The sequence below is a fragment of the Haladaptatus rarus genome, assembly GCF_054177585.1.
In genome coordinates, this window is sequence record NZ_JBPEHG010000001.1 from 905168 (window position 1) to 918101 (window position 12934).

14 protein-coding genes are annotated in these 12934 nt (G+C 62.0%); 10 read left to right on the forward strand and 4 right to left on the reverse strand.

Annotated features, from left to right (window positions below):
* Positions 1–133: 133 nt before the first annotated feature.
* Positions 134–1123 (forward strand): hypothetical protein, encoded by a 990-nt coding sequence (locus ACR3FE_RS05035; RefSeq protein ID WP_458205961.1) that lies wholly within the window; start codon positions 134–136, stop codon positions 1121–1123.
* 45 nt (positions 1124–1168) lie between these two features.
* On the opposite strand, the gene ACR3FE_RS05040 is transcribed toward ACR3FE_RS05035, so the two are convergent.
* Complete coding sequence (locus tag ACR3FE_RS05040; protein ID WP_458205962.1) at positions 1169–2017, reverse strand: isoaspartyl peptidase/L-asparaginase; 849 nt, start codon at positions 2015–2017, stop codon at positions 1169–1171.
* Positions 2018–2351: 334 nt separating this feature from the next.
* Here ACR3FE_RS05040 and icd point away from each other — a divergent pair, with 334 nt between their 5' ends.
* The 3 genes from icd (at position 2352) to ACR3FE_RS05055 (ending at position 4771) form a co-directional block, all read left to right on the forward strand.
* Positions 2352–3617 (forward strand): isocitrate dehydrogenase (NADP(+)), encoded by a 1266-nt coding sequence (icd, locus tag ACR3FE_RS05045; RefSeq protein ID WP_458205964.1) that lies wholly within the window; start codon positions 2352–2354, stop codon positions 3615–3617.
* A 242-nt stretch (positions 3618–3859) separates the two neighbouring features.
* The gene (locus ACR3FE_RS05050; protein ID WP_458205966.1) at positions 3860–4453 is read left to right on the forward strand and encodes a hypothetical protein; all 594 of its coding nucleotides are present in this window, start codon (positions 3860–3862) and stop codon (positions 4451–4453) included.
* A gap of 183 nt (positions 4454–4636) precedes the next feature.
* A complete protein-coding gene (locus tag ACR3FE_RS05055) occupies positions 4637–4771 on the forward strand; it encodes a hypothetical protein (RefSeq protein ID WP_458205968.1) in 135 nt (44 codons plus the stop codon).
* A 42-nt stretch (positions 4772–4813) separates the two neighbouring features.
* Here the strand turns inward: ACR3FE_RS05055 and ACR3FE_RS05060 are convergent, their stop codons facing one another.
* Entirely contained in the window at positions 4814–5152 is a 339-nt protein-coding gene (locus ACR3FE_RS05060) for a cupin domain-containing protein (protein WP_458205970.1), read from the reverse strand.
* Positions 5153–5469: 317 nt separating this feature from the next.
* On the opposite strand from ACR3FE_RS05060, the gene ACR3FE_RS05065 reads away from it, so the two are divergent.
* Positions 5470–5988: a DUF5817 domain-containing protein gene (locus tag ACR3FE_RS05065; RefSeq protein ID WP_458205972.1), complete on the forward strand. Its 519-nt coding sequence runs from the start codon at positions 5470–5472 to the stop codon at positions 5986–5988.
* An 18-nt stretch (positions 5989–6006) separates the two neighbouring features.
* Here ACR3FE_RS05065 and ACR3FE_RS05070 read toward each other — a convergent pair whose 3' ends face one another.
* Both ACR3FE_RS05070 and hmgA read right to left on the reverse strand, forming a co-directional pair.
* Positions 6007–6147 (reverse strand): hypothetical protein, encoded by a 141-nt coding sequence (locus ACR3FE_RS05070; protein WP_458205974.1) that lies wholly within the window; start codon positions 6145–6147, stop codon positions 6007–6009.
* A gap of 125 nt (positions 6148–6272) precedes the next feature.
* Entirely contained in the window at positions 6273–7484 is a 1212-nt protein-coding gene (gene hmgA / locus ACR3FE_RS05075) for a hydroxymethylglutaryl-CoA reductase (NADPH) (protein ID WP_458205976.1), read from the reverse strand.
* A gap of 304 nt (positions 7485–7788) precedes the next feature.
* Between hmgA and ACR3FE_RS05080 the strand changes: the two genes are divergently transcribed.
* The 5 genes from ACR3FE_RS05080 to ACR3FE_RS05100 form a co-directional block, all read left to right on the forward strand.
* On the forward strand, positions 7789–9321 hold the full coding sequence (locus ACR3FE_RS05080; protein WP_458205978.1) for an amidohydrolase: 1533 nt from the start codon (positions 7789–7791) through the stop codon (positions 9319–9321).
* A 25-nt stretch (positions 9322–9346) separates the two neighbouring features.
* Positions 9347–9535, forward strand: coding sequence for a DUF8143 family protein (locus ACR3FE_RS05085; protein WP_458205980.1), 189 nt, complete (start codon positions 9347–9349; stop codon positions 9533–9535).
* A 349-nt stretch (positions 9536–9884) separates the two neighbouring features.
* The gene (nadA, locus tag ACR3FE_RS05090) at positions 9885–11018 is read left to right on the forward strand and encodes a quinolinate synthase NadA (protein WP_458205982.1); all 1134 of its coding nucleotides are present in this window, start codon (positions 9885–9887) and stop codon (positions 11016–11018) included.
* The gene (locus ACR3FE_RS05095; RefSeq protein ID WP_458205983.1) at positions 11015–12565 is read left to right on the forward strand and encodes an L-aspartate oxidase; all 1551 of its coding nucleotides are present in this window, start codon (positions 11015–11017) and stop codon (positions 12563–12565) included. Before nadA ends, ACR3FE_RS05095 begins: the two co-directional genes overlap by 4 nt.
* On the forward strand, positions 12555–12934 hold a 380-nt coding region (locus ACR3FE_RS05100; protein WP_458205984.1), incomplete at its 3' end, for a nicotinate-nucleotide diphosphorylase. The genes ACR3FE_RS05095 and ACR3FE_RS05100, both read left to right, overlap by 11 nt.

Below are 12934 nucleotides of genomic sequence, written 5' to 3' on the forward strand. Positions count from 1 at the left end.
GCGAACCGTGTAGGCAGGGATTGACGAGGGCAGCGTACCCACGGTAATCCTCGTGAAAGACGAGAAACAAGGCATCGAACCCGCGAACGGTCGTCGCGGTTTATTGTCGTCAGAGGGGAATGGCTGTCTGCACATGCAGCGAGAAATCGGGGCCGTGCTCGCAACGACACTACTGGTGGTCGCCAGTCTCACACTGGGAGCACTGGGGGGTGCGGGGACGACGGCAGACGAAGGGGTACTGTTACAAAACGTCACAGTCGAGGAACTCGAACTGGGCGATGCCACGGTCGAGAACGCGACCATCGAGACGCTGACGGTCGATGAAGTGCGGTTAGAAGACCGTGATCGGACGTTTCAGAATGCGAGACTCCAGAACGTCGAACTGGAGCGGTTGTCGTTCGAAGATGTCAACGCCACGAACATCGAAAGCGAGGAGCTAGACGAGCTCGGGGAAGAGAACATCCCGTCGAGCGCATCAGTCAGCGACGTGACCGTCGAGGAGATGTCGGTCGGAACGCTCGTCGTCGAGAGTCTCACCGTCATGGGTGAAAATGAGACGACGACCGCCGAGGAAACGACCACGATGGAAGAGACGACGCCAGCAGAAGAGACCACCACCGTAATGGAGGAGACGACCACGATGGAGGAGACCGAAGGCGCGCTGGGAAGTGTGGTCGTCGAGTTCGCCAGCGTCGAGACGGCGACCGTCCAATCGCTGACCGTCGAGAGCTTCTCGGTCGGTGCTGTAGAAACGACGACTGTGATGGAAGAGACGACGCCGGCAGAAGAGACGACACCTGCTGAGGAGACCACACCCGCAGACGAAGAAACGACGCCTGCTGAGGAGACCACGCCAGCAGAAGAGGCGACACCCGAAGAGACGACGCCAGCAGAAGAGACGACACCGGCAAACGAAACGACCACAGCCAACGAGACGACCGCCGCATCGATGGCGCTTCAAGAGGAGATCGTCATCGATAGAATCGCTGCCGAGAACGTGACCATCGGTCAGGCGACGGCTGGTAGTATCAACGTCGAGAACGCGATCGCTCAAGAGGCGGGAACAGCGACCGCAGAAACGACCACGATGGAGGAAGAAGAGACGACCACGACAGAAGCGTAGACCGGTCGCAGCCAGGTCGGTCTGCGGCGGTCTGCCCGGGAGTCGCTACCGGCTCACGGCGATCTGCATCGCATCGCTGTTGAACGCGCTTCCCGCGTTCCCGTCGCGGTCGAGGACGATGACGCCCGCACTCGACCCGGTGAGTTCGGCGAACTCCGCGATCGCGCGGTCGGCGGCCTCCTGTGCGTCGAAGCCAGATTCGAGATGTCGCACCGCCCGTCGGGTGAGTGTCGCCTTGGCGATGTCCTCGCCTGCACCTGTGGAGCTGGCCGCACCTGCAGGGGCGGCGTAGAAACCACATCCGATCTGTGGCACGTCTCCGACGCGGCCGGCGAGCGCGAGCCATCGCCCGCCGGTCGAGGTGGCTGCTGCGAACTCGTCCCCGTCGTACGCCACCGCACCGACCGTATCGACGCCGCCGAACTTATCGCGGAGCCACGATAGATGTTCGCCCGGCGTTCCTTCGGGTGCGTCGAGGTCGTCCCAACGTTCGCGACTCTTTTCGGTCCAGAGGTCAGCACCGGTCTCGACACCGTAATCCGCCGCGAGGTCGACCGCGTGCTCACCGCTGACGAGGACGTGTGGCGTCTCCTCCAACACGACGCGGGCGGCACTGACCGCGTGTTCCACGTCGGGCATCGAGCAGGCCGCTCCCGCATCTCGGTCGCTCGTCATGATTCCCGCGTCGGTTCGAATCTGCCCATCGCTCTGGACTGCGCCACCGACACCCGCGTTGAATCGGGGCGACGATTCGAGGACGTGAACAGCCGCCTCGACCGCATCGACGACGGTTTCTTGCTCGGCTCCTGCGCTCGCAGCCTCGTCGAGCACCGCCTGTCGCGGTGTCGGGTCGTCCGGTTCGCCGCCAGCGCCGCCGTGTACGATGACTTTCATGTTGGCTGGTCTCGCGTGAAACGTCTTAAGTTCCGGCGAACCGGCATCCCCGGAAGTCGCTTCGAGACCAGTGTCGGCACTGGACGTGTCTTTTCTCCGCGACGTAGCGACAGACGAATCTCTGCACGCCCGAACTGCCGACGACCGGCGACGAGGAGGATGGCCAGAGCGGAAGCGCCTCAGGCAAGAACGATTCCATCGGTTCCCACAGGGAGGACGACTGCTAACTCCCGTTCCCGGTTCGAACACACCCAATTCTTTAAGTGCGTATAAGGCTCATACAGGGGACAAACGGCAGGTCTTATATCCACGTCGAAACACAGTTCGAACGTTCATGAGCTACGAGTTCGAGAAGGTAGACGTACCTGAAGACGGGGAGCAAATCACGTACGACGAAGCGACGGGAGAGCTGACGGTTCCGGACAATCCCATCATCCCGATCATCCACGGGGACGGTATCGGGACCGACGTCGGGCCGGCAGCCCAGAAGGTGCTGGACGCCGCGGCCAAAGCGACCGGACGCGAGATCAACTGGATGCGCGTCTACGCGGGTGCGAGCGCACGGGAGGAGTACGACGAGAACCTGCCTGACGACACCGTCGAAGCCATCAAGCAGTTCAAAGTCGCTATCAAGGGGCCGCTCACGACGCCGGTCGGTGCCGGATTCCGCAGTCTGAACGTCGCGCTCCGCAAGACGCTCGACCTGTACGCGAACGTTCGACCGACCTACCACCTCGATGGTGTCCCGTCGCCGGTCAAGAACCCCGAGGCGATGGATATGGTCACGTTCCGTGAGAACACGGAAGACGTGTACGCCGGTATCGAGTGGGAAGCCGGAACCGACGAAGTCCAGCAGGTCAAGGAGTTCGTCGAGAACGAGATGGGTGCGGATGGCGTCATCCACGACGGCCCGGTCGGCATCGGCATCAAGCCCATCACGGAGTTCGGAACGAAGCGCCTCGTCCGCGAGGCTATCGAGTACGCCCTCGAAAACGACCGCGATTCGGTGACGCTCGTCCACAAGGGCAACATCATGAAGTTCACCGAAGGCGCGTTCCGCGACTGGGGCTACGAACTCGCCGAAGAGGAGTTCAGCGACATCACCATCACGGAAGACGAGCTGTGGGACGAGTACGACGGCGAACAGCCGGATGACAAACTCGTCATTAAAGACCGCATCGCCGACAACATGCTCCAGCAGTTGCTGACCCGCACCGACGAGTACGATGTCATCGCCACGATGAACCTGAACGGCGACTACATGTCCGACGCCGCAGGTGCACAGATCGGTGGTCTCGGCATCGCACCCGGCGCGAACTTCGGCGAACACCGCTGTCTCGCCGAACCCGTCCATGGTTCCGCACCCAAGTACGCCGGTCAGGACAAGGTCAACCCGACCGCGATGATCCTCTCCGGTCGCCTCATGCTCGAATACATGGGCTGGAAGGACGCTGGCAAACTCGTTCGTGACGCCGTCGAAGAGACGATCTCGTCCGGCAAGGTCACCTACGACCTCGAACGCCAGATCGAGGGCGGCGAGAAACTCGCGACGAGCGAGTACGCAGACGCCATCGTCGAAAACATCGAAAAACTCTCTTAGAGAGTTATTCTTGCGCCCGGATATCTCCGACTTCCGGGACATAGGAAAGATCGCTTATGCGAGCTTTTCTGGCCGTCGGCTGTGAGCCGAGGACATCGAAAATCGGCGTAAGCGAGTCCTAGGGAGAAACCAAGCTTTATACGGCGCTCTCGAAATGCTGCCGTAGACAGGTGGTCGATCTGATCTCTTCTTAAATTTTTGCTTCGTACTATTTTATAAAACTCGGGCTGATAGTGATACGCATGGAACTATCACGGAAAGAGATCGACACGTCCGAGAAGGGTCGGACAGCAACAGGCGGAGACGGTGTCGAAACGATCAAACATCGAGGCAAAGGGGCCGCTTTCGGTATCCTCGGTCGCGTCGCCGAGCACAGCAACCGGAACGAACAGGCCAGCCGATTCTACGAACTCGCTGCGGGCCACCGAGCATCACTGGATCACGTCCACGAGAGTGCCGAGATGTACAAGCAAGCAGGACGACTCGCCGCCGAAAGGGGCGACCAGAATGCGGCGGCACAGCACTACGAGCAGGCGGTCGACGTGCTCAACCAGACCCAAAATCCAGAGGCACTACTGCGAGCGATCGACGCCGCCATCGACGCCCGCTACGAGAACGGCGACTTCGAAACCGCGATGAGATGGTGTGAAGGAGGGCTGTCCGTCGCGGGCGATGCGACCATCTCCGACGCCGAGGACGCGCGAACCCACTTCCAACTTCGGTTCGCAGACGTCTCCGATCCGGAAGGTGGCACCCCCCGGACGTACGACCTCGCGCTGCGGAACGTCCTCCAGGCCGACGAGGCGACCGCACGCTACCTGCTTCGGAACGCCTAGAACCGACACGACGAGGTCGACGAGGATACGCCCGTCTTTCGTCTGATCCTCGCGGCAGGCGTCGCATACATCGCACACGGTCAGATCACCGGCGACGAACCCGACGACAGCGAGGAGATCCTCGACGCTATCGATTCACACAGTGAGAAACTGTCGGACGCCGCAACGGCGTTATTCGAACGATTGACGGTCGGAGAGACGGAGATAGAGACCGATGGGTTCACCACCGACGTCGATTCAACGAAACGACAGGTGGCCCTCGGGTCCCTCGAAGAGGCTGCGTTCGCAACTCTCCTCGACGATGTCGAGGGGAACTGACGCAAACGAATCCGGACGAACTCGCGCGAGCACCGCTACCGATTACTCTTCCCACGGAACGTCCAGTCGCGGCGGGCTGAACACGTCGATACCACGAACCGGTGTGTCGGTTCGATTCTCTGCTGCGTGTGGTTCGCCACCCGGAATAGCATAGGAATCCTGTTCTTCGATGATCGACTCTTCACCATCGACGATGAACGTCAACGCACCAGCGTAGACGAAGCCGGTCTGCTCGTGTTCGTGACTGTGTTCCGGCACGGTCGCGCCGGGTTCGATGTGGAAATGCTGGACGCTCATCTGCTCTCCAGCGGCGAGTTGTGTCAGATAGACGCCATCGGTTGCTTCCGCCGCGTTGCGGTCCGAAAGGGCAATCGAATCCATGCTATGAACTCACACGCAGAGACCGTAAACGTCCGGGCGAGAGTTTAAATACCAAGACGGAACCAACCCCGGTACGATGGAACCCGGATTCCGCTATCACGTGGTCGTCGTATACCTGTGTGCAGACCTGCACGTCGTGTACCCGTTCGCACATCGACAGACCACCGACAGATGGTGGAATCCGCGCGACGAACGATCCGGCAACGGACTGACGAAAAGGACGAACAACGCCCTCGTAACGGGGAAGAAAACGACCAGTAAACCGAAGTCACCGCCCGAACGCAGAGTTGAAAATGGAGGCAACCGGAGGTGACAGTATGTACAGCGTCGTCGGGTGTAGCGCATGTAGCAACTTGTGGATAGTCGATGGACGCCCCGAGACGACGCAGTGTTCGCGCTGTGGGAAGCGACGAAAGTTCCGAAAATTAAAGAAGTTCGTCGAAACCGACGACGAAGATCACGCACGAGAGGTTCGTGCCTCGATGCTCGCCAACCGACAGGGGCACGGTGATGCCTTCGCTGAACTCGACTCGTTCGCCGAGATGGACACACAGGTCGAGGATGCGGGGATGGACACCGAGGAGTTCCTCGACCGCTCCGGCATCGACACCGAAGAGGTGTCCGCCGCCAGCGAACGCTCCCGGCGAACTGGGAGCAAGAACAAGAAACAGGTCGTGCTCGATGCACTCTCGAATCTCGACAGTCCCGACGAAGACGAGATCGTCGCGTACGCGCGTGACCGGGGTGTGTCTGCGGAGTATGTCCGGAACGCACTCGAAAAACTCGCTCGCCGAGGCGAGATCAGCGAGAGTCGCGGGCGCTATCGTCGTCTCTAAAAAATCGGGAGGACCGAATCAGGGAATCGCACCGTTCAGTCCCTTCCACACGGCAACGACCAGCGTGACGACGGTGAGCAACAGTTTCAGGAACTTGAGGACGTGATACGCCCTGGAGTCGGTTATCGGTGCGTCCCCGTCAGGGGTGGATGCAGCCATCGGATCACCATTGGGCGGCACGGTACGAGTAAACCGAATCACCCGCACGCGCCGGTAGTTCATTCGAGATACTAGATAATAAATTACTAGAATTGTTTTGATAATATATCTGCTCCAAGGAGAGATTACCGGCCGAGTTCCGCGTGGGCGCTGGAGAGGTGTCGGGATGCGAGCGCCGCGAGCAGGGACAGTTCACCTGCTAACGCGCCGACGGCGATGATCTCGGCGAGTGCGTCGGCGTTACTTCCCGCCGGGTCGCCACCGCCGCGAAGCCCTAACACGTCGAGAGCCTCCGACTGCGTGGGCAGTTTGGTTCCGCCGCCGACGGTGCCGACCTCCAGACTGGCGAGACTGACGCTGGCATACAGTTCGTCCTCGCGGGCTTCGACGGTCGTGATGGCGTTGCTCCCTTCGACCACCTGTGCGGCGTCCTGTCCGGTAGCGAGGAACGCGGCGGCAACGACGTTCGCGGCGTGGGCGTTGAATCCGAGGCTTCCGGCTTTCGCGCTTCCGACGAGGTTCTTGCGCGTGTTCGCCTCTTCGATGGCTTCCGGTGTCGTGTGGAGGCGGTCTTCGACCGTCTCTCGCGGAATCTGAACGTCTGCCGTGACGCTCCGGCCACGCCCTTCGACGGCGTTGATGGCGGCTGGTTTCTTGTCGGTACAGAGGTTGCCAGAGAGTGCGACGAGGCTCGCTGGGGTTTCTTCCTCGACCAGCGTCGCGGCTTCGCCGGTTGCGATGGTCGCCATGTTCATGCCCATCGCGTCCTTGGTATCGTAGACGAATCGCAAGAAGACGGAATCGCCGACGACGTACGGTGTCACGTCGAGAAGTTCGCCGTGGCTGGTCGTCGATTCAGCCGCTTCGGCGAGTCGGTCGCGGTTGTCTCTGACCCAGTTTACGACCGATTCTGCTTCGGCGACACCCTCCACGCGGAAGACGGGTGCGCGAGTCATCCCTGTCTTCGTGACTCGGGCATCCGCCCCTCCAGCAGTGCTGATGACCGAGCACCCACGGTTAACGCTCGCCAGCAAAGCACCTTCAGTCGTGGCGAGCGGGAGGTAGTAGTCACCCTCCGCAGAACCACCGTCGACGGTCACTGGCCCGACGACACCGAACGGAATCTGGGTCGCACCGACCATGTTCTCGATGTTGGGTTCGGCCACTTCGGCATCGAAGGCGTAGTCGCCGATGGTGTCGAGATCGGCGTCGGTCTCCGATTCGAGGAGTCTCCGGCGGGCCTCGGCAGCGGTGTCGTGATCCGCGTGATCTTCGAGTTCGTGCAAACGGAGGTCGCCCGCCCGAACCTGCTCTGCGAGTTCGTCTGCGTCGGTCATGGTTCGGAGGTTGCAGGTCCTCCCCCTAACAGTTGCTCATTCGCTCGTGAGGTGTTCACCTATTCGTGACGTCCTCCCGACCGACGACCGCACCGTCGTGGACGACCGTCAGCGTGAATTCGGGGTTCGGGCAGCCCTGTGGAATCCGGGGAGGAGTCCAGTGTCGGTACAACCGGCGGGAAGGGCGAGAAGTGTAAGATCAAGGAGAGGAAGCTTCGAGGGCATCACGACGAAGCACACACTGCGTAGAAGGCTTTCTGCCGAACCCCGAACAGTTATCGCCGTCGGAACACACCACGAAACCATGACAGCGCCAGCGGATCTGATTCTCACGAATGCGGCAGTTCACACCCTCACAGACCCCGACGAGACGGCGGAGGCGGTCGCCATCCGCGACGGGGAGATCGTCCGCGTGGACAAGGCCTACGAGGTAGAATTCCTGGAGGGCGTCGATACCGAGGTCATCGACCTCGATGAGCGCGTCCTCCTACCGGGGTTCATCGACGCCCACACCCACATGGCGACGGTCGGAAGCTATCTCGTCAACGCCGACCTCTCTGACGCCGATTCGCCCGGTGACTGCGTGGACGCCCTCGCCGAACTGGACGACGACCGCGAGTGGATCCTGGGCTACGGGTTCGACGAAAGTACGTGGGACGAATCGCGCTATCTGACCCGCGACGACCTCGATGCCGTGAGTGAGACGCGCCCCGTGGTCGCCTTCCGCGAGGATATGCACATCGCGTCCGTCAACAGCGTCGTCCTCGACCGATTCGGAGACGAGATGCCGGACGAGGACATGGAGATGGAAAACGGCGCACCGAACGGTATTATCGTCGAGGACGCCATCGACGTCGTTTACGAGACCATCGAACCGGACGCCGAGACGATGCGCGAACTGCTGCTCGCGGCACAGCAAGACGCTCACCAAAAGGGCATCACGGGCGTCCACGACATGGTTCGGCGCTCTCGCGCACCCGAAGTGTATCGGCAACTCGAACTCGACGGCGACCTCGAACTCCGAGTCCGCATCAACTACTGGAGCGACCACATCGAGGCAGTCGAGGAGATCGGCCTGCGGACGAACCACGGAAGCGAGTTCGTCCGAACGGGGGGCATAAAGACGTTCACCGATGGGAGTTTCGGGGGGCGGACGGCGAAGATTTCTTCTCCATACGCCGACGGCGAGGGAACCGGCCAGTGGGTCGTCTCTCCCGAGGAACTGGACGAACTCGTCGCGCGGGCGGACGACGCCGGATTGCAGGTCACGGCACACGCCATCGGTGACGAAGCCATCGACGCGGCACTGGATGCCTTCGAGGGGACCGACGACCCCGGTGAGATGCGCCACCGCGTCGAACACGTCGAACTCGTGACCGACGAACAGATCGAACGATTCGCGGAATCGGGCGTCGTCGCCTCCGTCCAGCCGAACTTTCTGAAGTGGGCACAGGCGGGCGGCCTGTACGACGCCCGGCTCGGTGAAGAACGTAGAGCACAGACCAACCGCTATCGAACCCTGCTCGATGCGGGTGCCCACCTCGCGTTCGGGAGCGACTGTATGCCTCTCGACCCACTGCTCGGAATCCACCAAACTGTCAACGCACCTGTCGAATCACAACAACTTACCGTAACCGAAGCACTTCGCGCGTACACACGCGGAGCAGCTTACGCCGGATTCGAAGAAGACCGACTCGGAACCGTCGAGGAGGGAAAGAACGCTGATCTCGTCGTACTCGACCGTTCCCCGTGGAAGCACGAGGACGACATCGAGAATATCGACGTGGCGATGACGGTCGTGGACGGGGACATCGTGTTCGACGGACGGAACGACTAAGCCGGGCTGCGTTCGAATTTCGGTCGTGACTCTCCCCCTCTATACCGCCGAGTTTGGCGTCGTCTTCCTGCTGTTTCTCGCGTTTGCCATCGGTGCACCACTCGTGCTCTGGTCGCTCATCGAGTCCGAAGCCGACCGGGAGACGACGGAACACGAGGATTGGGCGAGCGCCGAGCGCGCTGCCCGCCGTGACACGGACGACGACCGGCGATGATTGACGGGCAACGTTCGTCACCATCACACCGCTTTCGTCCATCACACCGCTTTCGTCCATCACACCGCTTTCGTCCATCACACCGCTTTAGTCGGGTGTTATCGAGATCGTGAAACGGGCGTCGACTTTCGGGACGCCACCGCCCTACGGCTGTATACTCGTGCTCATTGGATGTGTCTGGCACGCTAATCGATAACGTATCGAGCATCTTCGTTCACCGTGCGTAGACGGGCGCATTTCGTTCTACAATTCCGATTTTGGTAATGGAGAGAATCAGGTAGGCAGGATTGAAGAGAAAATATTTTCAATACCACGAGTTGTCGGCTAGTGTAACCTCAGGTAGATAATCGTGCCAACAATGGAAACGACGGACCTCGATACGGAACTCAGTCTCTTCAAATACGACAACTTGGAACAACTTCCACCGGAGTATCGGGAGCTGACCGAAGAAGAGCGCACGGACCGAACCGAACGCGCACTCGACGAACTGGGCGACGACGTCGTCGTTCTCGGGCACAACTACCAGCGACGTGAGATCGTCGAACACGCGGATTTCGTCGGAGACTCGTACCAGTTGAGCGTCGAAGCCGCGAATGCCGACGCGAGATACGTCGTTTTCGGCGGCGTCACCTTCATGGCGGAGTCGGCGGATATCATCACCGACGACGAACAGATCGTCATCCTCCCGTCGATGGAGGCATCCTGCCCGATGGCAGGGATGGCTGAAGCGTTGCAGGTCGACTCGGCGTGGGCCGACATCCAATCGGCAGCACCGGACGCCAACATCATCCCCATCACGTACATGAACTCGTACGCCGACCTGAAGGCATTCTGTGCCGAACAGGGCGGTGCGGTCTGTACGTCTTCGAACGCCCACCGCGTCTTCGAGTGGGCGCTGGAGCAGGGTGACAAGATACTGTTCTTGCCCGACAAGCATCTCGGCGAGAACACCGCGTACCGTCTCGGTCTGGAAGACAGCATCACCACGTGGGATCCCTGGGATCCAGCTGGGCAGAACCCCGACGCAGTCGCCGACTCGGATATCGTCCTCTGGGAAGGCTACTGCCAGGTTCACGAACGATTCCAGGTCGAGCACGTCGAGCAAGTCCGCGACGAACATCCCGACGCACGGGTGGTCGTCCACCCCGAATGCCGGAGAGAGGTGGTCGAAGCGGCCGACGTGGTCGGGAGTACGGCGACGATCTGTGAGACGATCGCCGAGGCTGAACCGGGCGAGACGTGGGGCATCGGAACCGAGATCCACCTCGCGCGTCACCTCCAGCGCTGGCATCCGGACGCGAACATCGTTCCGCTCTGTGGCGACGCTTGCATGGACTGCAACGCGATGCGCCAGATCGACCCGAACTATCTGACGTGGGTGCTCGAAGAACTGGTCGATGGCCGCGAGCGAAACGTCATCGAGGTCGCACCGGAGGAGAAGGAACTCGCCATGCTGGCACTCGACAGGATGCTCGAACTATGAACGACGAGAGCGAGAGAGCCGACGAAGCGGACGTTGCAGATGAAGCGAACTCGACCGACGCACCAGATGAGATAGAGGTAGCAGACGTGCTGGTCGTCGGCAGCGGAATCGCAGGCTGTAGCGCCGCGCTCGCCGCCGCCCGTGCTGGCGCAGACGTACTCGTCGTGACGAAAGCGACGCGACCAGCGAACGCCGCGACACACTGGGCACAGGGTGGCATCGCGGTCACGCGCGACGACCCCGAATCGCTCCGCGTCGACGTGCTGGTCGCGAGTAGTGACACCGCCGACCCGGACGCCATCGACGTGTTGGTCGAGAGCGCGGGTGATGCAGTACAGGACGTGCTCATCGACACCCTCGACGTGTCGTTCGACACGAACGGCGACGAGTTCGATTACGGCAGGGAGGCCGCCCACTCCGAAGCGCGCATCCTCCACGTGGACGCGAGTACCGGCCAGTACGTCCTCGGGCCGTTCCTCTCGCACCTCGATTCGCACCCGAGGGTGACCATCCGCGAAGATACCGCCGCACTCACGCTCGTCACGCAGGAGGGGCGCGTCCACGGTGCAGTGCTCGAACGCGACGGCGAGACGTGGCCAGCCTTCGCTGGAGCCACGATACTGGCGACCGGCGGAATCGGCGCGCTCTACGGCCAGACGACGAATCCGGAGACGGCGACGGGTGACGGCATCGCCATGGCCGCCCTCGCGGGAGCAGACGTTGCAGATATGGCCTACGTCCAGTTCCACCCCACGGCCTACGTCGGGGAAGATTCCTTCCTCGTCAGCGAAGCCGTCAGAGGAGAAGGAGCCGTTCTCCGCGACACCGACGGCGAGCGATTCATGCCCGACTCCCATCCGGACGCCGAGTTAGCGCCGCGCGACGTGGTCGCCCGCGCAGTCCAGCGTGAACGCGAGCGCACGGGAGAGGTCACGCTCGATACGACGCCGCTCGACTTCGCCAGGGAGTTCCCCGACCTCGCAGAGAAATGTGACGAACGCGGCGTCTCTCGTGAGTCGATTCCGGTCGCACCGAGCGAACACTTCCTCTGTGGCGGCATCGCGGTAGACGACCGGGGGGAGACGACCCTCGACCGCCTGTTCGCGGTCGGCGAGTGCGCCCGAACCGGCGTCCACGGTGCGAACCGCCTCGCTTCGACGAGTCTCCTCGAAGGGCTGGTCTGGGGACTTCGCGCCGGGGATGCCGCAGTCGGGTTCGACCCCGAACCGGTCGAAACTCCAACCTTGCGGAACAGCGACCCGTCATTGCCGCCGCAGTTCGTCCGAGACAAGTTCCTCCGCCTCCGCAGCGTGATGGACGAACACGTCGGACTGCACCGCGATCCGGACGACCTTCGTCGGGCGACGGGCGCGCTCCGCCGCCTGAAAGGCGAGGTGGACGCTTACGTCAGAACCCGAACCGCCCGCGACCTCTACGAACTCCGAAACGCGTGCATCGTCTCCGTGCTCGTCGCCCGAGACGCGATGGAGGCGGAGCCGGTCGGCTGTCACCACGTGGTGGGTGCGGAGGAAGTCGATGCTGACTGACCGCGACGTGGAGCGATGGCTCCGCGAGGACGTTGGCCACCACGACGTGACCAATCACGTTCCGGGCGAGACGACGGGGCGACTGGTCGCCCGAGAGTCCGGTGTCGCAGCCGGACTGGACGCCGCCGTCGCGGTGTTCGACTACCTCGATTGCGATGCCAGCACACTGGTGGAAACGGGCAGTTCGATCGAGGCGGACGACACCGTCCTCGAAGTTCGCGGCCCGGCGACCGACGTGCTCCGTGGCGAGCGCGTGGCGGTGAACATCGCGGGCCACGCCGCAGGCATCGCAACGAAGACGGCGGAGGCGGTCGCGGCGGCCCGAACCGTCAGCGACGAGGTGGCCATCGCCGGAACTCGGAAGACGAC